16 protein-coding genes and 1 pseudogene are annotated in these 21,883 nt (G+C 57.3%); 9 read left to right on the top strand and 8 right to left on the bottom strand.

The features are described 5' to 3' along the window. Positions 1 to 941: 941 nt before the first annotated feature. Both P3T20_RS11180 and P3T20_RS11175 read right to left on the bottom strand, forming a co-directional pair. On the bottom strand, positions 942 to 1,334 hold the full coding sequence (locus tag P3T20_RS11180; RefSeq protein WP_429286906.1) for an integration host factor subunit alpha: 393 nt from the start codon (positions 1,332 to 1,334) through the stop codon (positions 942 to 944). Between the two features lie 880 nt (positions 1,335 to 2,214). After that, positions 2,215 to 2,586, bottom strand: coding sequence for a hypothetical protein (locus P3T20_RS11175; protein ID WP_429286905.1), 372 nt, complete (start codon positions 2,584 to 2,586; stop codon positions 2,215 to 2,217). Positions 2,587 to 2,880: 294 nt separating this feature from the next. Between P3T20_RS11175 and P3T20_RS11170 the strand changes: the two genes are divergently transcribed. Beyond that, positions 2,881 to 4,248 (top strand): ATP-binding protein, encoded by a 1,368-nt coding sequence (locus tag P3T20_RS11170; protein WP_429286904.1) that lies wholly within the window; start codon positions 2,881 to 2,883, stop codon positions 4,246 to 4,248. 214 nt (positions 4,249 to 4,462) lie between these two features. Next, positions 4,463 to 5,416 (top strand): tyrosine-type recombinase/integrase, encoded by a 954-nt coding sequence (locus P3T20_RS11165; RefSeq protein ID WP_429286903.1) that lies wholly within the window; start codon positions 4,463 to 4,465, stop codon positions 5,414 to 5,416. A 708-nt stretch (positions 5,417 to 6,124) separates the two neighbouring features. Here the strand turns inward: P3T20_RS11165 and P3T20_RS11160 are convergent. The 4 genes from P3T20_RS11160 to P3T20_RS11145 form a co-directional block, all read right to left on the bottom strand. Continuing rightward, on the bottom strand, positions 6,125 to 7,000 hold the full coding sequence (locus P3T20_RS11160) for a hypothetical protein (RefSeq protein WP_429286902.1): 876 nt from the start codon (positions 6,998 to 7,000) through the stop codon (positions 6,125 to 6,127). Between the two features lie 398 nt (positions 7,001 to 7,398). After that, positions 7,399 to 8,040 (bottom strand): hypothetical protein, encoded by a 642-nt coding sequence (locus tag P3T20_RS11155; protein ID WP_429286901.1) that lies wholly within the window; start codon positions 8,038 to 8,040, stop codon positions 7,399 to 7,401. Between the two features lie 24 nt (positions 8,041 to 8,064). Beyond that, a complete protein-coding gene (locus tag P3T20_RS11150) occupies positions 8,065 to 9,402 on the bottom strand; it encodes a hypothetical protein (RefSeq protein ID WP_429286900.1) in 1,338 nt (445 codons plus the stop codon). Between the two features lie 729 nt (positions 9,403 to 10,131). Further along, a complete protein-coding gene (locus P3T20_RS11145) occupies positions 10,132 to 10,317 on the bottom strand; it encodes a hypothetical protein (RefSeq protein ID WP_429286899.1) in 186 nt (61 codons plus the stop codon). 689 nt (positions 10,318 to 11,006) lie between these two features. On the opposite strand from P3T20_RS11145, the gene P3T20_RS11140 reads away from it, so the two are divergent. The 4 genes and pseudogenes from P3T20_RS11140 (at position 11,007) to tnpC (ending at position 14,839) form a co-directional block, all read left to right on the top strand. Next, positions 11,007 to 12,125 carry a helix-turn-helix transcriptional regulator gene (locus tag P3T20_RS11140; RefSeq protein WP_429286898.1) on the top strand — a complete coding sequence of 373 codons (1,119 nt, stop codon included), beginning with the start codon at positions 11,007 to 11,009 and terminating at the stop codon, positions 12,123 to 12,125. Between the two features lie 293 nt (positions 12,126 to 12,418). Beyond that, the gene (gene tnpA, locus P3T20_RS11135) at positions 12,419 to 12,877 is read left to right on the top strand and encodes an IS66-like element accessory protein TnpA (protein WP_429286897.1); all 459 of its coding nucleotides are present in this window, start codon (positions 12,419 to 12,421) and stop codon (positions 12,875 to 12,877) included. Next, a complete protein-coding gene (gene tnpB, locus P3T20_RS11130; RefSeq protein ID WP_429286896.1) occupies positions 12,874 to 13,242 on the top strand; it encodes an IS66 family insertion sequence element accessory protein TnpB in 369 nt (122 codons plus the stop codon). Before tnpA ends, tnpB begins: the two co-directional genes overlap by 4 nt. 9 nt (positions 13,243 to 13,251) lie before the next feature. Further along, a pseudogene (tnpC, locus tag P3T20_RS11125) lies at positions 13,252 to 14,839 on the top strand (IS66 family transposase). 253 nt (positions 14,840 to 15,092) lie between these two features. Here tnpC and P3T20_RS11120 read toward each other — a convergent pair. Continuing rightward, on the bottom strand, positions 15,093 to 16,055 hold the full coding sequence (locus tag P3T20_RS11120) for a DMT family transporter (protein ID WP_429286895.1): 963 nt from the start codon (positions 16,053 to 16,055) through the stop codon (positions 15,093 to 15,095). 92 nt (positions 16,056 to 16,147) lie between these two features. Between P3T20_RS11120 and P3T20_RS11115 the strand changes: the two genes are divergently transcribed. Both P3T20_RS11115 and P3T20_RS11110 read left to right on the top strand, forming a co-directional pair. Then, entirely contained in the window at positions 16,148 to 17,593 is a 1,446-nt protein-coding gene (locus P3T20_RS11115) for a PLP-dependent aminotransferase family protein (protein ID WP_429286894.1), read from the top strand. Between the two features lie 37 nt (positions 17,594 to 17,630). Then, positions 17,631 to 18,038, top strand: a complete 408-nt coding sequence (locus P3T20_RS11110; RefSeq protein ID WP_429286893.1) for an NUDIX domain-containing protein — start codon at positions 17,631 to 17,633, stop codon at positions 18,036 to 18,038. Between the two features lie 142 nt (positions 18,039 to 18,180). Here P3T20_RS11110 and P3T20_RS11105 read toward each other — a convergent pair whose 3' ends face one another. Further along, positions 18,181 to 18,675: a GNAT family N-acetyltransferase gene (locus P3T20_RS11105; protein WP_429286892.1), complete on the bottom strand. Its 495-nt coding sequence runs from the start codon at positions 18,673 to 18,675 to the stop codon at positions 18,181 to 18,183. A 431-nt stretch (positions 18,676 to 19,106) separates the two neighbouring features. On the opposite strand from P3T20_RS11105, the gene P3T20_RS11100 reads away from it, so the two are divergent. Beyond that, positions 19,107 to 21,848, top strand: a complete 2,742-nt coding sequence (locus P3T20_RS11100) for a type VI secretion system Vgr family protein (protein WP_429286891.1) — start codon at positions 19,107 to 19,109, stop codon at positions 21,846 to 21,848. Positions 21,849 to 21,883: the final 35 nt, after the last annotated feature.

Genomic DNA, 21,883 nt, shown 5'->3' with positions numbered 1-21,883 from the left:
ACACAGCTAGCGATTCGCTATTGTCGTTTGGAACAGGCTTTGCAACCCAGCTACATGCATTGTTCTTGCTATTCGCACTGCCCGCTTGTCAGGCGAAGACAAAAATAGCTCACTCATTTCGCTCATTCTCCCCGTTGGCCTACAGCCTCGTTTACCGGAAACATCAGTACCCGGCCCACGCCACGATGACACAAACGCCACTCTTCAGCCCGGATGAGGAAAGTGAATCAAATGAGGAAAAAGCGACCGCCGCGACTGCATTGCGACTTCCCGGGTACTCTCGCGTGGTACGTCCTTCCCGGCGCGGATGACGAAGCGACAGAGAACCGCGAGGAACCGGGGGACGATGACGGTTCACCCGGAATCTGAGATTGCCTTTTTTCCGCCGAAGTAACCCCCCCCTCGAAACTCATCTGCAATTTTTGCGCACAAGGTTCGAGGGGGCTGAAAAATGGGCAATCCAGCAACGCGTCGCGCACGGCACCAGGAGTTCTGCATTGGCACAGGTAACTCTCCCGGCGCACCGGAACTGGTTGTCGTGCCGGCATCAGGCATGACGTCGAACGCTGGGGAAGGTGAGGACGAGGACCTAACGGGTGTACTCGCACGACGCCAGCTCCGCCTTGAGGAGACTGCGGAGAGGGTTCGTCTGTTGGGTTCCAGCATGACTCGCCTGACATCAACCGTGCATTCCCTGACCGATGAGGTCCTGCTGACCCGACTGGACTGCTCGCTTCGTGAAGCCCTGATTGCAGCCAGAATTCGGTCGGTGACGGGCGGTGACTCCCCGGTATCACATGAACGGCTACCATTCAGCGTTCGTGTCTGGCTGCTCTGGAAGATCGTCCGTCTCGGCCTACGAGCCTGCAATACGAAATTCCTCTACATCCTGTAACGACGCGTGCGGGCTAGCACATCCCCATGCAAACGCACCGCCTGCCTCAGTTACCGTCGCGGTTTCCAGCGCCCGAGACGATCCGGTTTTTGAGGCCACCGCTTGCGAGAAACGTAACGACGCGGCGTGCTGCGATCAAGGCCAGTTCGCCGGTTTGAGGATTCCGCCCGGGACGAGGCCGCTTGTCGCGCAACTGGAACTTGCCAAAGCCCGATAACAGGACATTGTCTCCGTCTTCCAACGTCTCGCGGACGACGTCGAAAAACGCGTCGACCACCTCGCTCGCTTCGCACATGTTCAGCCCGACGCGCTCACATAGCCCCTCCGTAAGATCGGCCTTCGTGAGCGTCTCCCCGGTTGCTTTATGTACGTCCTGCAGCGCAGTCTTCTGGGTTTTACCCCCGATTGCCGCACGGTTCTTGACGTCACTCACGTTCATTCAAATAAAGGAAAAATGGCGGAGCATCTGGCCGTAAGGATGTGACGCTCTCCGGCGTCCCCACGCCCTGCTGGCCGCGATTATAACCATCACAACCCCCGCCGTTTTGCGCTCCCGGACGTCGGGTTACGTATGGTATCGCCGGGGAGGTCAGGTCCACCCAGGTAGCGAGGCAAGGATAGGGACATGGCTGGCGACCAGGCTCTGCTGGAGATCGCCGTGAGTATCGAAAACACGCATCGGCCTTCTTCTCTTTCCTCACCCCATTCAACCTGATCTGACTGGGCCGGATGAGGTATGGCACAGCATCTGCGGTCGTCATTGGGCTACCTCGTGGAATCTTCAGCGCATTCGTCAACCTCCACGAAGACCTCGACTTGCGATGCCCCTCAAATGCCGGACTTTGCTGCCGACTGACCTGTAGCGGCGTAGCGGCATTTAGCCAACTGATCGACGTAAGCGACCGCCGCCGCGAAAAATCCAGGCGGCGCCTGTGCAGACTGGAAATCCACGACGGCACCGGTCGAACGTACATTAGCCCCGCTGAAATCCCCCCCAGTTGTTCGCATCTGGCAAGTGAGTCGCATCCGCAGCCGCTACACCGCTACACCGCTACAGACAAACCCAATGCCGCCCTAGAGGGAACCCGCTGTCGCGCTCCCTGTCGCAGATTAGCGGCTCTGGCCCATACGACCTAGCCCTGCCGGCGAATTTGTAGCGGCGTAGCGGCTGTAGCGCCCTATGTTGCATACCATAGGCCCGCCGATAACCAACGCAGCGCTCTGTCCGGAAACAATTTCGCTGTAGCGCTGTAGCAACGTTTCTGACACTCTCCCGTCCGTGCTAATGTCGGGCCTCGGCGAGCTTGTGACGCCAAGCTTTAACTGCGATTCGCCTGGAAGCGCTCCAAAGAAGCCTCTATTACCCAGCGCCCCCTTCCCTGCGTCCACACTCCTTCAACCTCGCACTTTGTTAGGCCTCGGTCCAGCGTGCACGCAAACTCCAGCGTGCCGATAGTCGGCTGCCCCGGCCACTGTTCATAGTGCGTTTCGAAACCGATGCTTTTGTATTTCAGGTTAGCAACCGGTGAAGCAACTGCGAAAGCGCGGAACTTGCCATCCTGATCCTCTCCAATCAGCTCAAAGCTGAGTCTGTCCGGTGCCACGATGAACCGAGGGGTTTCCAGCTTGAACTCCCCACCCTCTACGACATCAAATTCGCCCTGAAAGCTAATTGGCTCCTTCAGTTGCATCCCCGCACCCCGTTTGATCGTTGGCCCAGTTTTGGATTCTACTAGCCTCGCGATCAATCGGTGGTCTACCGCACAATGCCCGCCAGTTCCATGCCAAACCCCTATGCGTAGTAACTCGCCGGCCGTCGTTCGACCGTAAAAAGCCCCTCCGAATGTCGCGGTGCCATTGCAACCGTAGTTTGCAAGACAACCGGTTTGTCTCGAGAAAACTGGCCGCAAGAGGCTTTCCACTTCTGCTAGGCTTACGGCTACCTGGAGAATTGCAGGACGTTAGAAAACTCCGTCGGGGGCACGATGGCAATCAATGGATTTGACGAGGCAACGTTCAAGGCTGTCTTGAAGTCATGGCTGCATGTGAGCAAGCCGATCAGCAGCATGGAATATCTGATGGGCCGGGAGCAACAACGCGAGCAGATCAAGCGGGCGCTCGGCTTTGACGGTCGGCATATTTTCATCTATGGCGATCGCGGCGTTGGAAAGACGTCTCTCGCGCTCACGGCTGCATTCGAGAACTGCGGCGACTTTGATCCAATTCTGGTCGGCTGCCAGCCCAGCACAACATTTCAGCAGATCATCAGCAATATCGGGGGCGTTGTACAGGAAAGAGCAGCTCAGACCATACCAGCGACCAAGACTCACCGGCTGAAGCTCGGCGGCAAGGTCTCGCCGACTGTTGGAGCAGAATTGGGCTACGAGTACGAGGTGAAGTACGATCCTCGTGTCGACCTCGAAGCAACCTTCGATCTTAACCAAGCGGTTTCCTACCTACGCAGCGTTTCGAAGAAGGCTTCTGGCAACCTTCTTGTCGTCGTTGATGAATTCGACCGCATCATAAAAGCCGACGAACGCAAGCTGTTTGCCGATTTCGTCAAACAGGTGAGCGACCAGGAGGCTCCCGTCCAGTTCATCTTCTGTGGCGTTGGCAGTTCGCTCGAAGAACTACTGGCGGCACATGAATCCAGCCAGCGCTATTTCGAAGGCATTCCGCTTTCGCGACTCATGTTCGGCAGCAGATATGAAATCATAGAAAAGTCCGCCGGTGCTCTCGGCATAGAGGTTCCAGAGAACATTAAATTCCGGATCGCAGCAATAAGTGACGGATTTCCGCATTACGTCCATTTGATCTGCAGCAATCTTTATTGGGAAATATTTCAGGACGAGGCGGAATTAACTGAACCCACGTCAGATCATTATTTTGGCGCAATCCGTAGTTCGGTTGCGAGCATGGAAGGCAAGCTTCGACCCGGCTATGATCGAGCCATTGCCAGGGACGATAAGAACTTTGAATTGGCACTGTGGTCAGCGGCGGATCACTCGGATTTGCAAAGAAGTCTCGCATCTATATTTGAATCATACAAACGCATCGCCGGCGTCGTGCAAATGCCAGCGGTAGGCTCGAAGGAACTGACGAATTATCTGGGGCGTCTACGTACACCTGCGCATAACAAGGTATTGAAGCTTTTCCGAAGAGGCTGGTATGAATTCTCCGAAAACGTGATCAGAGGTTATGTCCGACTTCGAGCCGAGGATGCTGGTTGTCCGCTTGCACTGGAATTTGACGCGCCCTCTCTGCCCGCCTCAGCAACCGTAGGAATCTCGCGCGTAAAACAGCGGCCTCTCCCAATACCTCGCTCGCCTTTTGGGCGTGGGCCGCGTTGGTGAAATATTTTCTAATAGCACACCTTTATCCTATTCTTCCGAAGCAGCAGCATTGACAAAGTTATTCGGCTGACACGACTTAAACAGCTATTGATAAAATACATTATCAATATAATCGCTGCACGCTTTTAATTCGCCAACTTTGACGCATTCAACAAAAGACTGACTTCATTATATCCCGGTTAATCGCGTGCGACGCAACCTGCTGGGAGAATCCGTGTCAACCAGAATCATTTCAACGCGCAACAATACCTCTCGCGCACTCACCGCCGCCGAATTCCATCAGCTATCAAATGTCCCGCCCGAGGCCGAATGGTTCGCGAATCTCGACAATCCCCGTACGCGGCGCGCCTATCAGACTGATTTGCGCGACTTCATGGGTTTTGTGGGCATCCAGCAACCGGACGAGTTTCGCACCGTTACGCGGGCACACGTGCTCGCATGGCGCAAACGTCTCGAGGCGCGTCAACTGTCCGGCGCAACGATCAGGAGAAAACTGGCGGCCTTATCGTCGCTCTTCGATTATTTGTGTGAGCGCGCTGCCGTTTTGCTGAATCCGGTTGCGGGCGTCAAGCGGCCCCGGGGTAACAGCAACGAGGGCAAGACGCCGGCACTCGGCGATCATCAGGCGCGTGCGCTGCTCGATGCACCCGATCCCGATACGCTGAAGGGCAAACGCGACCGCGCCCTGCTCGCGGTGCTGCTGTACCACGGTCTACGCCGCGAAGAACTGTGTTTGCTCAAGGTTCGCGACATTCACGACCGGCGCGGTGTGCCGCACCTGCGCATTCATGGCAAGGGGGACAAGTTGCGCCACGTCCCGCTGCACCCGGCGAGCGCCGAACGTATTCACGCCTACCTGGAGGTGGCCGGGCACGGGACAACGCCCGACGCGCCGCTGTTCCAGCCAATGCGTAAGACCGGCGCGTCAATCACGGCTGATGGCATCTACAAATGCGTACTCGCCTATGCGGCGCGGGTGAAGATCGCCGTCGACGGATTTGGCGTACACAGTCTGCGCGCAACCGCCGCCACCAACGCGCTCGAACACGAAGCAGACATCGCCAAAGTGCAGGAATGGCTTGGTCACGCGAACATCGCGACGACGCGCCTGTACGACCGCCGCAAGAGCCGGCCCGAAGACTCTCCGACGTTCAAGGTTGCATACTGAGCGCCGCATCCTCAAACCACGCACTTCGAAAAGCGTCCCGACGCCGCTCGCCTTTGCTCGATACTTTACGCCCGAGAGAGGAGTCGAGCAGCGGACCACCCCATTACGAATGGCTTTTTCATGGTAGGCGAGGGTAGTCTGAGATAACTAAAGATCAATCAATTCAGCGGCTTGCGTGATACGTGGCGAGATTTTCAATCGCCAGCTATCCCGTGTTTTCGTTGTCGCTGTGCCGCCAGTGTGCCAGGGCGGCCACGACGAAGCAAGAGCCTGTGCCGTCGATGTGAAGCCGTCCGTTGGAAGTCGCGTAGCGACCCTTAGGGGACACTCGCGTCGGCCGCAAGCGGTCGTTGGCTAGCGGAATCATTGCGTACTTTGGATGACCGTGGGTCTGACTTTCTCTAGCCCTGTTGCCCGTGTGCATCTGAGAAATAGCGAGACGGGACGTTTGATGGACGCGGGCAGAAAATGGTAACGCAAGCTCAGATTTGAAAACTCAAAGTTGTAGTCGACCGAGAATCGGCCGTCGGTCTCGGCGTGATCTTCGTGCTGTTGGGCGCCGCTGACCAGTGTCTGCCATTCGCCGGTCGGCGGCGGTGGATCTTCACTCGGTCTCGTAGGTGGAGCAATTGCGGACCACAATACTGACGGCAAACCGCGCAATAAAGTTAAAGCCCAAAGTCATCTCGACCGAAACATTAACGAGGATCAAAACGGTGAATTTGCATCTTCCTGCGCAGCCCCACATAGCTCGGCAGCATGGGTGATGGCGCTGGCTAGATGATTTCCATCATCGCCGTCATTCACCGAGACCCGCAGCAGCTTGGCGTTAACTCGCAACAATCGAAGCGTGTCTGCGGGGTAATTTTTACCTTTTATTGCCTCATCATATTTAGATGTGGTTTTTCGAAACTGGATTAAGAGTGTGGGATAATCCGGAGCGTAAGAAATATTTTGACTTGACCCATCGCCCCAAGTAGAAGAAACAAGGCCAGAACCGCCGAAACCTTTAATTTGAGCTTCGACGTTCGTGTAACTATCGATCTCAATTTTGGAAAGGTCTCTGAGATCGTGACCTCCGATTGTGCAGGGCACACTTGGTGCATAGGTAGCTTGAGAGTTTGCCGGAAACGATGTTGAGCTGTCAGCAGGGTTAGCGACAATTCCGCCCACCCAGTGCTGTGTCATGGTAATCGTCAATCCTTTGTTTTCTTGCAGTTTGCGTTCGATAAAGTTCGAAGTTATCTCGATCGAAGGCCCGCTGATCCTTGTGGTCATAGCTAACGACTTCAAACGTTCCGCTTGTTCCTGCTGAGCTTCGAGAAGATCTGCCTGAGCTTTCCTTTGTTCGGCCTCCTTTTTATCAGCCTCATCCTGCCTCAGTTTTTGATCTCGCTCAGGCGTGCTGTCCGCCGCCCATGCCACGGTGCAAAAATTAGCACCCGCACGGCGGCAATCGGCCACGGCCGCATCAATCGCGCCTTGCTTCGTCTCCTTACTCCAGCTGCGGAAGCATGCGGCTCCCCCTCCCCCGCCCTCATATCCATACCCCACCACGGCTCGTGCTCCGACTTTGTCATTCATGGCGTTGATATCGTTGGAACAACTTTGCTGAAGCTCCTGCGGCGTTTGTGGCGGCAAGCCGCATCCGTTCAATATCACGGGGAGCAGCGACGCGCCTAGGATGAGTAGCGCCTTATGAAAATCCGCCTTGCTGGGCAAACAACCGTACATACTCAGATCTCCTTTTCTTTAAACCTAGATTTTCCATGTTCACCGACGCCTAACTGGTCAGCCATTAGGGCGTTGCCAACCTTGCGTCCACATCGCCGGCTCGTAGCACTACACCACTGACTAGTCGCTTAACGCTGTCCGGGCGACCTCGTTTTCGGCGAGATGTGCCTGCTGCTGTTCGCTGCTTTTGATCAATGCTTTTGCAATAAATGAACGCGCGTTACTTCTCAACGTTAAATTAGATCAATCTAGAACGGCTCATCATCGCTACCTCCCGCGCCGCACAATTCAGCTGCGTGATTAATCGCTTTGGCGACCCTTCTGGCGGAATCTTCATCGAGAAAGATAATGCGAAGTATCGAATTCATTCGACGTAACTGTTGAGGTGGTATTTCTCTAAAGCTTGAAGGTTCCGACTCCATAGCGAACGGTTTTTTCAGCAACAAAAAAATAGTCGGTAGATCCGGGGATGCAGTAACATCGGAGGACGGAGTTTCATCATTGTAGACCATATAATCGGTAGTCGACGCACTTAAAGATTCAACCTTTATATTTTTAATATCCTTTAAATTTATAATTATAGTCGGATATGCTTCGATATTCGCCGAAGTCTGTTTGCTATGTTTTTTCAACGAGCACGTGTTTGTGTCTGTGCTGTATTCATTTTCAGAATGCACGTGATACGGAGAAACGTCCGCGCTGCCCGAGCTAACCGTGAAATCAAGAGGATTTTGTTCATTTAGTTTATTCCGAATGAAATTCATAGTAACTTCCAGAGAAGGACCGTTATCAGGCTGGCTCACTGCTTGTGATTTTTGCTGTGCATTTGCGCTGCTCGCCAGAGTGCAAGCCAGCGCAACCGCCAACATCCAATGTTTGACTTTTCTCACTGTCAGCCTCATAAAATTTGAACTTCAGTTGCTGAATGCCGCTTGCGACAGTTGTGTCTCCGCGTGATCTGCCTGCTGCTGCGCGCCATTGATCAGTGTCTGCGCACTAGCCATGGGCGGAGGCACATCCTCAATCGGCCTTGGCGGCGGCGCAATCGCGGACTGCGGCGCTGACGGCAAGCCGTTTTGTCCCTGCTGATCGTGCAGCGCCTGCAACCCTGCATCGAGTTGTGCACGGAAGCCGTTATGCATCTCCTGTAGATCTTCCAGCGTGACCGAGACCTGTGCATCGGCTGGGCAATCCGCCTTCCGGGTGGCGGTCACGCTCAGATTGGCCGTGATTGCGTTGTCCCCGGGTGCAGCGACCAGCTTCAATACATCGCCGGGCGTCAAGCCACAGCTATGACCGTCGTCACTCGTGACGTTGATCGGGTGATCGACAACAAACAGGTGATTGGGCTGCAGGGCCTGCGGCAAGCCGGTCAATGTCTCGGCCGCTTCAGGCTTCTGTGCAGCGGCATTTTCAGCCGCCAGTTGCTGCGCGACTTCATTTGAAATCGCCTGCCTGAGTTCAGGCGTGATCGGCGCATCGGCTTGCGCATACGCGACGTCGCCCCCCGGATCGGCGTCAGCCGACTGTGCTGCTGCGGCATCTGCCGCCGCCTCGGCGTCCGCCTGCTGCTGGACGTATACCGCTTGGAGTGTGCCGGCCAGCAGGTAATCGGCCAGCCATAGTGCGGGGCTACCGTAGGCCGGCAATACCGAGAAGTAGCCAGTATCGGCGGTGTACCAGGGACTGCCAGTCCAGCCCCAGGCATAGGCCACCGGACCCGGCCACGGGTAATACGCCCAGCCGTAGAAGGCCGGTGCGTAGCGAACGGACGGAACGTAATTGTGAAGCGTCACGCCGTGATAGCCATAAGAGGCATAGACACGCGTAAACACGTGCGCCCCGGACACATAGGTCCGTTGCACGAACGGACGGCCATGCCACTGGATTGGGCGTTCTACGTAGCCGCCGTGCGCGCCTGCACTGACAACGATAGTGTGATCGGCGCGATGCTCGACCACGATCCGGCTGTCATGGGGTCCCCTGTTGATGTCGAGTGCGGCGGTATGAAGCGACCGGACGCGTCCGTCGGAGTACAGCGTGGCGTGTGTGCCATGACCAGCATAGGACGCCAGTGTGCCGTCGGACCGAAGAGCATATTGCCGGCCGTCAGTAGCTTTAACCGTGACGGTACCGTTGGCCTGCGCAGTCACCGTGCCGTGTGGTACCGGGTGTTGGTTGATGCCGGTGAGATTCGTTCTGACCGAGTTGATCTGCTGCCGCGAAGGCTCGGCGCCTTGATTGCTCGCCAAATCCGGGCGCACCTCTCGTGTATCTTCTGGCGCAGCGCGGCCGGGCTTGAACGTTTGTGCCTGCGAGTCCGATGCACGGCCAGAGTCACCCCCGCCGTTTGCTGCAAAACCGGCATGACTGGAGCCCGCTGCATGCGGTGTAAACGTGGTCACACCGTTGGACGTGACGCCCTCATCGGAAGATCGGGTTGGCCGCGTTTCGGTTGTTACCTGATTGTTCCGCAGCGAACTTGACGCATGCGGTGTAAAGGTCGTCACACCGTTTTCGCTCTGCACTCCGCCAGAAGATCTTTCCTCGGACTGTCGTGCCTGGCTGCTGCCCGGCGTGTAAGTGTGCGGGGTATAGGTTGTGGTCGCCCCACCATTGGCAGCAGGAGACCGGTAGCCATTGCCCGGGGATTGAACGCCTGCAGACTGGCCCGATGAGCGAGGTTGCTGAGATTGCGCCCGTTGCATTTCCTGCTGACGCTGCATCTGCTCCTGCTGTTGGGCCTGCTGGCGTTGCTGAGCTTCCTGTTGGGCCTGTTCGGCCCTCTCGCACATCTGCTGAAGACTCGGAGGATTGGTTGGCGGGCAATAAGCCCACGCACCTGCGGGCAAGACCAACAGGCCCGCGCATGTCCACTGCGTTGCTTTTTTCATTTGAGGTCTCCCACTTATAGTGGATAAATGAACTGAGACTGTGCTTGTCTCGGGCTACTTGGCCGCTATCTCGCACCAAGGTAATTCTTAGAACGGATCGTTGTCGCCACCACCACATACCTCCACCGCATGGGTCAAAGCCTTAGCGACGCGAGTGGCTGCTTCTACATTTTTAAAATACAAATTTCCATAAGGAACGATTCCATCTTTTGTTTCTTGATATATCGCTAGCTTTATGGAATCTGATTCCACACTTTCGGTACGTTCTGGCAAATCTGGATCTTGATGATTTAAATAACGTGCAACGCACCCTGTTCGTTCACTTTTTTTGAATAAAATTCAACGTTGCAGAGAGTGTCGGACCGTTATCCGGTTGCACTTCCGCCCGTGGTTTTTGTTGTGAATTGGCGCTGACAGCCACGCAGACCAGCATTGTCACAAAAATCGACTGATTGATTATTCTCATTCCCCACCCCATAAATTTTATTCGATATTTAATTTCTGAATACTGCCTGCCGGATTAGCAACTTCATGAGCTGCGAGGTTCGTCTTGGTCGCTGCTCTCGGCGACACTACCGGTGTAACGACGCAGATCTCGTTGTCACGCGCAGCCGCCGCATAAACATTGACGCACGCGTCGAACGATACGCCTGACGCGAAGAAAATTACGACGCAGTGCGGCGCTGTTGGCTGAGCCTGCGTCGGGTCAACTTTCGCTCAATGCTTGCCTGACCACCGCCACGATTAGTCGACATCAGGGAGAACCCTGCCTCATCAAAAGCCCGGTAGACCTCCACGCGCAAGATTAGCTTGACGCAATAAACGAAGCATCCCCAATATTGGGGAAAATCGTTGGACTAAATGTTCAACGAAAGTGACGGAGGCCTGTCTGGCGACGGTATAAAGAACGATCGATTGCCCAGAGGCTTGGCTATGTGACACGCGGCGGGGAAGCCACGGCGATGAAACGTACAGCAGATGAGGCGATAGCGGCGCTTTACACCGCTGCGGTCGATCCGAACCAATGGGATTCAGCCCTCTCCACATTGACCACCTTGGCCGACGCACGGGCAGCAAACTGTTTTGTACACGATGCGCTTTCGGGAAGCTTTCTCGAGTATCGCTTCACGGGATACGGCTCGAACTGGGCGCACGCTTATGCGGGTCATTACCATGGTCTCGATCTGGCGCGTGGCGTACTACTCGCCAAACCAGTTGGAACAATGTATCCCATGCATCGTTATATACCCGACAGCGCAGTTCAACGCAGCGAGTATTACCAGGACTTTTACATGCGCGAGGGGCTTCGCTATTCCTGTGGCGGCACGCTCCTGGAAGGAGGCCAACGCCTTATCCTCGCGGTGCATCGTCCAGTGGGGCATCGTCCTTACGAAGAGGCGATTGTCGGTGAGCTTCAACGGGTACTGAGCCACTTACCCAATGTCTTTCGAGTACGAAACCTGGCCACCAAGACGGCCGATCACGCATTGATATCCGGCGCCGCGCTTGACGCTCTCCCTCGCGCTGCCATCATTGTTGACGCGGAACTCAATGTCCACTACCTCAATCGCGCAGCAGAAACCGTCCTGCGCACGTCCACCGCGGTGAACGTCCAAATGAATCGATTGACCCTCAATGGACAACGGCTTGCTCAGCAACTGACACATCGGGTCAAGCGCGCCTGCCTAAAGGTTCCCGAGATAGAAGTCACAGCGCTTTATGTGCACGAAGAAAGCGACGGACCTACCATCGAAATAAGTGTTGTGCCGTTAAAACCACAACTTGCAGCCGGGTTAGGGCGGACCCAGCCTCTGGCGATGGTTCTCTTGCGCCGACCGTTCCACAACACAGGGTGGCCCGACTCGGCCACGCGGCCATTTGCCTTGTCGCGTGCGGAAATGGCCGTCGCAGCGGCGATCGCCGCAGGGCTGACGCCAGGCGAATATGCTGCAAGCCGGGGAGTGCAGATCAGTACCGTTCGCAGTCAGATCAAATCAATCCTGCAGAAAACAGGCACTCGGCGCATCACAGACATCGCCATGCTGTTTGCTGCGATCGATATACCCGCATCAGGCGGATAGAAACTGCAACTACGAGATTCAACACCGGCACACCGTATTAAATTTGCCACCGCCGCACACACATACGCGCCCGGCAATGCGAGCGACCTTATTGGAAGCGCGCTTGCTTACGTCTAGGGCACGTTTTGAGCCGAGAATGTCGCCGGATAGGGACGCGAGCCAGCCCCGGCAAACAGCCTGGTGAGGCATAGCCAGAGCGTGGTGCCCCTTTTAGATTCGATTTATAGCGTAACGGCTAGGCACCGGTTTATCGTAAGCGTTGCCGCCGCACCGTCTAGACCAATGATGCCAAAATGGACACAGTAGACCCCACCAAACGAGTGGTGGAGACTACTTTGTCACCTGAGATAGCAACAGCAGCGAGACGGACGCGTAAAGGTACCCCCAACCACCCCATCGAGTTTCGGCGTGAACTCGCGAAGCTGGCATGTGAACCGGGTGTCTCGGTCGCACGACTGGCTTTGGAACACGGGCTCAATACGAATCTTTTGTTCAAATGGCGCCGAGCCTATCAGGCCGGGCAGTATGAGCCGCCGACACTGCTGCCCGTAGAAGTGGTGCACGAGGAGCGCACAATTGAGAACGCGGCTGTATTGCCGGCTCAGTCGCAGAGCAAGGCCCATCCAGTCGTCGCAGGTGTGATTGAGGTAAGCATAGGCGTCGCACGCGTGCGTATCGAGGGCACGCCCGACCCGGCCACGCTGCGTGTTGTGTTGCGTACGTTGCGTGCCGCTGCGGAGGCTGAAACGTGATTGGTCTTCCTGTCGGCACGCGTGTCTGGCTGGCTGCCGGCGTGACCGACATGCGGGCCGGATTCAACAGCCTCGCCGCCAAGGTGCAAACCGTGCTTGAACGGGATCCGTTCTGCGGGCACGTCTTCGTATTTCGTGGCAGACGCGGCGACCTGCTCAAAGTACTGTGGTGGAGCGGCGACGGCATGTGCCTGCTGATGAAGCGACTCGAGAAGGGGCGCTTCGTCTGGCCACAAGCCGATGGTGGCGTTATTTGCCTGAGCCCCGGCGCAACTATCAATGCTGCTGGAAGGCATCGACTGGCGGCAACCGACGAGAACGGCACGACCGACGTCGGCATTGTAAACGTCGCTGCTCGCGCGTAAACTGCCTGCATGACGCGCGCGAATCCACTTCCCGATGATGTCGAAACGCTGAAGGCCATGCTGCTCAGCCAGGAGGCGGCACTTCGCGAGCGCGACGCGCAAGTGCTCAAACTACAGGAAACGGTCGACTCACAACAAGCCGCGCTGGCTTCGCGCGCAGCGGAAGTCGAACACCTGAAGCTGCTCATTGCCAAGCTGCGCCGTATGCAGTTCGGCCGCAAGTCGGAGAAGCTGGACCGTCAGATCGAGCAACTTGAATTGCGCCTCGAAGAGCTTGAGACTGACGAAGGCGCGGCACCGGTCGAAATCCCGAAGACGCAGCGCACGGTCGTGGAACAGGCACCGCGCAAGCTGCCCGAACATCTGCCGCGCGAGATCCAGACGCACTTGCCCGAATCCGTCGGGAAGTGCACGCAGTGTGGTGGCCTGATGAAGTCGCTGGGCGAAGACGTCGCCGAACAACTTGAGTACGTACCAGCAAGCTTCCGTGTCATCCGTCATGTGCGCCCGAAGTTTGCCTGCGTGTGTTGCGATCATATCTCTCAGGCTCCTGCACCGAGCCGTCCCATCGAGCGTGGTCTCGCTGGCCCAGGGCTGCTGGCACACGTGCTGGTCTCGAAGTTTGCAGACCACTTGCCGCTTTACCGGCAGTCGGTCATCTACGCGCGAGAAGGCGTCGAGCTTGACCGCTCGCTGCTTGCGAAGTGGGTCGGTCATGCGGCGGCGCTGCTGCAGCCACTCGTTCAAACACTACGTCGTCACGTGATGTCGGCGACGAAACTGCACGCGGACGACACGCCGGTTCCCGTGCTTGCACCAGGCAATGGCAAGACGAAGACCGGTCGCTTGTGGGTGTACGTGCGTGATGATCGTGCATCGGCCGACATGACGCCGCCGGCAGTCTGGTTTGCCTACACGCCGGATCGAAAGGGCATCCATCCGCAACAGCATCTCGAGGCATTCAACGGTACACTGCAAGCCGACGCGTACGGTGGATACCAGGCTATCTACGAAACCGGGCGAGTTACAGAGGCAGCTTGCTGGGCGCATGCCCGACGACAGTTCTATGAGTTGCACGTAGCGCGCCCCAATGCGTTGAACACCGAAGCGCTCGAGCGTATTGGCGCGCTATACAGGATTGAGGAAACGATCCGGGGCAAACCGCCCGATGAGCGCCAGGCGTATCGCCAGGAACACGCGCGGCCGCTACTCGATCGCTTCCATGCATGGCTCACCATGACACTGGAAACGCTCTCGCGCAAATCGGATACGAGCCAGGCCATCCTCTGTGCAGTGAACCGGTGGGAAGCGCTCACACGCTATTGCGATGATGGCCAGCTCGAGATTGACAATCTGCCAGTCGAGCGCGCTACGCGGAGTGGCCATCGGTCGACGCAATTACCTGTTTGCCGGTGCAGATTCCGGGGGTGAGCGCGCCGCTGCCATCTACAGCCTCGTTGGCACCGCAAAACTCAACGGCATCGATCCTGCGGCCTATCTGCGCTACGTGCTCACGCGCATCGCCGACCATGCGATTAACCGCATCGACGAACTCATACCGTGGGCCGTCGCCGATCAGTTCCGCCGCCCAGCCTGACAATCACGCTCTCCAGTCAAGACGTTGCTGCTGCCACGCTTACGGTTTGTCCGTTGATTGCTAACGATCTGAAAGTCTGTGCCGATCGTCCGAAATTGGCCGAGATGGAAAAACGAGGTCGAATCGAACGCTGCGAACCGTGGTCGCGAGCCGAATTTGCGTAGACAACCCGCAACTGCCCTTCAATATTTCGCGAGACGAACGGCCGCTTCCAGAATTCAGGCGCATCCATATTTCTTCGATTTGCCGTTCCCTACCGCTTAAAGCGTCGACCGTACAAAATCCCGAGTAACCCCGACCGGAATCGGAAAGCCCGGTCTTTCGGCAAAGGTGTTCCGACGGCAATGCCACCAAGTATCATCACCATCGAGATCACCAGTGAGGCATTGATGGTCTCGCCCAACCCTATGGTCGAGGACGCGATACCTACGACAGGCGTTGCCAACAAACCTAACGATGTGGTCACGGCGGGCAAACTGCGGTTGACCATCGCCATGGCCCAGTAGGCCAGCGCTGTGCCGCATAATCCCGCAAACAGGAAGGCGCCTGCGAGTTGAGGTGACCACGCGATTCGCGGCGCGCCATCCATGCAAAGCGCGAGCATCGACAAGACGCCGCTGGCCAGCAACGCTTGCCAGAAGATCAATTGAAACGGCGTGGAAATCCATTGATGAGCACGCACATAGAGAATGTTCGCTGCCCAGAAAAAAGCGGCGAGGAGGATCACGCCATTGCCGAACAAGGCATGGGTATCGCTCCAATCAAGCGCCCATGGGTTGAACATGAGTGCCAGGCCGGCCAAACCAAGGGCAATGCTGGCAAGCTGGCGCGGCGATGGCCTTTCTCGAAGAAACAGCCAGGCGCCCGGCGTAACCCATAGCGGCGTCGTATAGCCGAGTACGATGGACCGGCCCACGGGTACAAACTTCAGTCCCAGTGCGACCAAGGTCGAGAAAGCGACCATATGGAGCATGGCGATCGCCAGCACGACCGGCAGATCGCCGCGCCTGGGGATGATCAGTTGGCCACGCGCCAGCAGGATCACGAACAGCGCCGCACTGGCAATCGTGCACCGAATAGCCGTGGTCCACAACGGCGTGACTTGATGGACGATGATCTTTGTCACAGACCAGTTCAACCCCCAACTCAAAATCACCAACGCGAACAGAAGACAGGCGAGGTGGCGCGAAAGAGGATGAGTGGCGGTTCGGTCCATGGGTACACGATGTGGGAGAAGTTGACACGATCATAGATTTGACTGGCACCGCTTCAAAGGGTATGTTTTGTTAAAACCATGGGGCCAGTTTTATGGGTGATGCGCTCGCCGGCCTGATCGATCTCAAGGTGGAACCGCAAAACGGTGTTGCCCTCACGCGGCAGCTCTCCGATCAGCTGAGACAGGCCATTGCGGCAGGAAGGCTGGCCAGCGGCCGGCGTCTGCCATCCAGCCGGGAACTCGCGCAGCACCTGAGGGTGTCGAGGAATACCATCTCCGCTGTGATCGGCCAGTTGGCGATGGAGGGGTATCTCGACGTCTCGAAAGGACGGCGTCCGGTCGTGGCGGCCATGCCGTCAGCAAACCTGATCTCGCTCGAAACGGATAGCCCGCGGCGAGCAAACCTCACTGGCATGTCGAGGTGGGCACAACAAATCGGCCGCAGCGATTGGCCGTTCACCGAGCAAGGTCGCCCCAGACCGTTCGTGCCGTGTTTGGCCGACGCTCGGGAGTTTCCCCACGCGATCTGGGGGCGATGCCTGAGGACCGCCGCGCGCTACGCGCTCCCTCGAAGAAACATGGCATGCAACCGGTTCGAATTGCAGAAGGGGCTGCTGCATCACCTGGTCGAATACCGCGGCGTCAACGCGGATGCGCAGCAGGTGTTCCTGATGCCCACCGCTCAGGCTGCCATTGCGCTCATCGCCCGCGTGGTGCTGGACCCGGGTGAGGTGGCATGGATCGAAAGCCCGGGCTACGGCGGCGCACGCGCGGCATTCGAGGCTGCCGGCGCGACGGTGCAAGGTATTGCACTCGATCAATGCGGCCTGGCGTTCGAAACGTCGTCAGACACGCCGCGTTTGATATTCGTCACGCCTGCGCACCAGCACCCAACCGGATTGCTGATGCCGGCCACTCGTCGGCAAGCGCTGCTGCGGTTCGCCGACCGAGTCGGTGCCCAGATCATCGAGGACGACTACGACAGTGAATTTCACTACGAAGGGCGACCAGTGGCTGCGCTGCAGGGCTCCGATCAAGGCGGCAGCGTGTTTTACGTCGGCACCTTCTCGAAATCGCTGCATACTGATATTCGAGTGGGTTACGTCGTCGTGCCCAAACGTTTCGTGAAAATATTTGCCAAAGCGCAAAGACACACCGGCCAAATTGTCGGCATGACGTTACAGGATGCCTTGTCCGATTTCATTGGCGAGGGACATTACGCCGCTCACATTCGCAAGATGACGCGCATCTATCGTGCACGACGTGATCACCTGTGTCATGCATTGACAACTATCGGAACTGACCTCAGCCTGTCACCGCCGGATGGCGGGATGCAAGTGATAGCCCAATTAAGGCCACAGCGAAAAGATCATGACGTGTGCCTTCGCCTGGCGGAGGCCGGGGTAATAGTGCGTCCGCTGTCACGTTATTATTTCGCTGAAGCTCAAGCTCAGGGATTGTTTCTCGGCTTTGCGGCCTGGAATGAAACCGAGATCGATGCGGGTGTGGAGATCATTGCGCGCGTGATACACGGATGATCGTCGCGCAAGCTTCATCATCTTTAGCGGGAGTAACATGAAATACGTGAATGTCGTCTTGGGTTTGATCATCCACGGCCACTGCATCCTCGTTGGAAAGAAAGTAGATCGCTATCATCCAGCAGGTCTCGGCGGCCTTTGGGTACTGCCCGGTGGCCGCGTCGAGGACGGCGAACCCTTTGAAGTGGCTCTTCAGCGCGAGATCCAGGAAGAGACCGGTCTGACGGTCACAATAGAGCAGAACCTGGGCGAGCATCTGCAGCACCTTACCGATGCGACCGTGACTCTCAACTTCTTCCGCTGCCGCGCAATTTCGAACGTCGCACGCCCGGGGGACGACCTGGAGTTGGTCACATGGCTAAGCAAGCCTGACGCATACGCACGCCTCGCCCGGCCTGTTAAGGAGACCTTCCCCTTAGCGCTGGCCGAATGGTTTCAGGACTAAGACTCCTCCCTTGAAGGCACTTTGCACAAGGGCGCCGGCGTAAAACGCAGCGGATTGTCAACGATCAACGTACCGGTCTTGACTGTCCAAAAGTGGCCGAACAGCGACTGTTGACAGATTCCTCTGTCCCATGGCCATCCTGCTAGTTCGCTTCGAAGACCTGAACCTGTCCCTGCCACCACCCTTCGGTCAAAGCGTGCTCTTCATAATCACGACGCGTAATGTGTCCGATTACCGCACGCCAAAAAATCTGCGCAGCAAGATTATTCGCCATCTGGCCGACCTCCCAATGTCCGGGTAAGGCGGCAAAGACCTGCATCGCCAACTCTTTACCAACGCCAAGGCGACGGTATTTTTTCATCACGAAGAACTGATCCATCCAGTGGCCGCATTCGCCGACTTTTACGGAACCATCCACCAACGCGAACCCGGCATATTTCCCATCGACAAGAGCCACGAAGGGATGACAATCCGCGTCATGCCAGAATCGGTCAAGGGCATAGCCGTATTCCCCATGGAGGTCTAAATCCTGATCCCAGATGTCCGAGAGGTCGTGCTGATAAAACTCCAACATACGATAGAGAGGAAGTCGGTCTTCCTGCTGAGCCTTTCGCACGACGATTTTTGCTTGGACCAAAATTTAACTCGCGCTGGATACATTTCTAGCGGGGACAACGCCCGCTGCGTGGCGTGACCTGCGATGCAGGTCTGCGTTCCCGGTGCGAAGTGCAACGTGCCGCCGTAGCCGGTTGAGTAATTGTCACCGATTCCAGTCAAGACGTCGAACGTCTCAAATTGGCCGGCTTGTGCCCGATGCACGCAGTAGTCGGGGACCAGGGGCCAGTCTATCCGCTGACATTGATGTGCTTCGTCATCGGTATGCAAGCCAGTTTTGTCTCCTGCCTTCGGAGTAACGATCGGTGCATCTCGATAGCACCAGCCGTATGAACTTACCCTTTGTTTCAACTTGATTAACATTCCGCATTTTTATAGTCTGTAGAATCGCGCGATAAGAATATCGTTTAAATACAGATAATCCAAAACGCATAATACGGCAAGGGGATGGCAATGGGTGCGCAGGATATCGCGGGGGCGATCCGGGGCGGTTTAATCCAGCAGGACCGGCTGGTCAAACTTGACACGCCCCTCGGCAGCAATGTGCTGTTACCGCAGCGGGTGTATGGCCGGTCGCGCATTGGACGCGATTTCGAATTCACGGTGGATCTTGTCTCGACGAGAGATGATATCCAGCTCAAGAAACTGATTGCCCAACCGGTCACCCTGTGGCTCGAGCAAACCAACAAGAGCTACCTCCCGCATCATGGATATGTCTATTCGGCACGCCGGCTTGGCGCAAATGGCGGCCTGACAAGTTATCAGGTCAGCTTCGCGTCCTGGATGTACTTCCTCAGGTTCCGTCGCGATCAGCGTATCTGGCAGGACAAGCCGGCAGACCAGATACTGTCCGATGTATTCAACAGGCATCCGCAGGCACAAGGCCGCTTCCAGTTCGCACTTTCCCAGCCGCTGCCGTCACGTTCCTACTGCACGCAGTACGAGGACGACTGGAGTTTTGCCCACCGGCTGATGGAGAACGAAGGGCTGTTCGGCTTCTGGAAACAGGATGCGAGCGGCAATTCACACACGCTCGTTATCACGGACCGGCTTGAGACGCTGGATCCCCTGACGCCTCAGCAGGTCCAGTTCTATCGGGCCGGTACCCAAAGCGAGGCCGATGCACTGGTGCAGTGGGCGGGCACCCGTATTCTGCAAAGCACGACGCTGACCACGCGTACCTACGACTACAAGAGTCCGTCATCGGTACACAATCCCAAAGGCACACTGACGCCAACGATGCCCAATCAGGGCGACCTTCCCGAGCAACTGGAGGTGTATGAATACACCGGACCCTACACCTACCAGCAACAGGGGCGCGGCGACCACCTTGCGAAGGTTCGGATGGAGCAGTGGGAATCGATCTCCAAGCGGTTCTTTGGCGTAGGTTCGGTACGCGGTATCGATGCGGGTCGCTGGTTCGAGCTGGTCGATCATCCGGAACACAGCCGCGACTCGGCCGATCAACGGCAATTCGCAGTGATCGAGACGGTGTGGCTGATCGAGAACAATCTACCCACGTCGACCACGCAGGCGAATTTTCCCCATAGCCTTTCGGCAACGCTGGCCGCCGCCAGAACTGCGCAGACGGGGAGCGCGTCTGTCGGAGCCACAGCACACGCAGATGGTTCAGAGGGTTTCTTCTCTGTCGAAATAGAAGCTCAGCGCAAGAACATTCCCTATCGCAGCCCGTTCGAACATCGCAAGCCGGTCATGCAGATGCAGACCGCAGTTGTCGTTGGTCCACAGGGAGCGGAAGTCCATACGGATCCGCTGGGCCGCGTGAAGATCCAGTTTCACTGGGATAGGATCGGCCAGCGGGACCAAAGCAGTTCCTGCTGGGTGCGCATCGCACAGGCATGGTCGAGCGGCGGCTTTGGCAGCGTCCAGTTGCCCAGGGCCGGCGACGAGGTAATCGTATCGTTTCTTGACGGCGACCCGGACCGCCCGCTCATCACCGGACGCGTGGGAAACGGCACCAACACTCCGCAATGGACGCTGCCCGGCCAGCTGGCGCTGTCGGGTTTCGTCAGCAAGGAAATCGGTGGCGAGCAGAACAACGTCTGGCTGAAGGACGACACACAGGGCCAGGTGCAGACCCAGATACGCAGCGATCATCTGGAGAGTGGTCTGCACATGGGTTACCTCACACGCGTGACGGAACCTGCCGGCCGCGGTGACAAGCGTGGCGAAGGCGTTGAATTGCGCACCGATGGACATGCGGCGGTACGCGGTGCACAGGGGCTGCTGCTGACCACGCATCCCCGCGCGGGGGCAACCGGCGACGCATTTAGCGTCGATGAGGTCAACCTGCAGCTGGCCGGTGCGCAGGATACTGCCAGCAGTATCGCGCAGAGTGCGCAAACCGCAGGTGCGCAGGATGGCGAACAGAAGAGTGTCGCGACATCCCTGAAGGCACAGGCGGCGGCGATCAAGGGCGGCGGCACGCTCAAGCAGCTTTCGCAACCGCAACTCGTACTGGCAAGCCCTGCCGGCGTGGCGATCAGCACGCCTGCGCAGATTCACCTCAGCAGCGACAAGACCACGGCGATCACGACAGGCGAGCATGTATCGGTGAGCACAGGTGGTGGTTTCTTCGCCAGTGCGCGCAACGCGCTACGCCTGTTCGTCTATCAGGCAGGCATGCGTCTCATCGCGGCCAGCGGCGACATCGATATCAAGACGCTGAAGGACAGCATCAACCTTCTGGCGAAGCTCAACGTCACGGTGACGGCCAGCAAGATCACTATCAGCGCCCAGCAGGAGGTGGAAATCAATGGCGGAGGGAGCTATACCCGCTGGACAGCCAGCCAGATCAAGAGCGGTACGCCGGGCGGCTTCGAGGTGCATTCGGCAAGCCGGGCGTTCACCGGGCCGGACAGCGTCAGCACGCCCAACATTCCGGCATTGCCACCGGAGAAGGAACAACTGCATTTCGCGTTGGGGGCGCTACCCGGTGCGGCGCACCAGTACGTGAGCGAGCCGTATGAACTGTACAGGGGCGGCGCAAAGATTGATGAGGGTGTCACGGACGAATTCGGCCGGGTAGTCGTGAAGGACCACCAGCCTGGTACGCCGGCCTACCAGGTCAAGCTCGCCAACGGCGCGCAGTTCGATATGAAAGTGAAAGACGCGCTTCAGGGCGATCCTGATCATGTTGATCAGCGAAGCAATCGTGGCGAACGGCTGGTCTGATTTGGGTACGGGCGCATCTCATAACAACCAAGGGA

Source organism: Paraburkholderia sp. GAS206C, from assembly GCF_050435645.1.
In the GTDB taxonomy this organism is placed as follows: domain Bacteria; phylum Pseudomonadota; class Gammaproteobacteria; order Burkholderiales; family Burkholderiaceae; genus Paraburkholderia; species Paraburkholderia phenazinium_B.
The sequence above is the reverse complement of the archived record's forward strand: the minus strand, read 5'-3'. Positions and strand labels throughout refer to the sequence as shown.

Excerpts from the sequence above, each read along its gene's own strand:
- tnpA (WP_429286897.1), top strand. The coding sequence starts at position 12,419 with ATGGACACAGTAGACCCCACCAAACGAGTGGTGGAGACTACTTTGTCA.
- P3T20_RS11140 (WP_429286898.1), top strand. The coding sequence starts at position 11,007 with ATGAAACGTACAGCAGATGAGGCGATAGCGGCGCTTTACACCGCTGCG.
- P3T20_RS11120 (WP_429286895.1), bottom strand. The coding sequence starts at position 16,055 with ATGGACCGAACCGCCACTCATCCTCTTTCGCGCCACCTCGCCTGTCTT.
- P3T20_RS11110 (WP_429286893.1), top strand. The coding sequence starts at position 17,631 with ATGAAATACGTGAATGTCGTCTTGGGTTTGATCATCCACGGCCACTGC.
- P3T20_RS11115 (WP_429286894.1), top strand. The coding sequence starts at position 16,148 with ATGGGTGATGCGCTCGCCGGCCTGATCGATCTCAAGGTGGAACCGCAA.
- P3T20_RS11175 (WP_429286905.1), bottom strand. The coding sequence starts at position 2,586 with ATGCAACTGAAGGAGCCAATTAGCTTTCAGGGCGAATTTGATGTCGTA.
- P3T20_RS11100 (WP_429286891.1), top strand. The coding sequence starts at position 19,107 with ATGGGTGCGCAGGATATCGCGGGGGCGATCCGGGGCGGTTTAATCCAG.
- P3T20_RS11170 (WP_429286904.1), top strand. The coding sequence starts at position 2,881 with ATGGCAATCAATGGATTTGACGAGGCAACGTTCAAGGCTGTCTTGAAG.
- P3T20_RS11160 (WP_429286902.1), bottom strand. The coding sequence starts at position 7,000 with ATGAATGACAAAGTCGGAGCACGAGCCGTGGTGGGGTATGGATATGAG.
- P3T20_RS11180 (WP_429286906.1), bottom strand. The coding sequence starts at position 1,334 with ATGAACGTGAGTGACGTCAAGAACCGTGCGGCAATCGGGGGTAAAACC.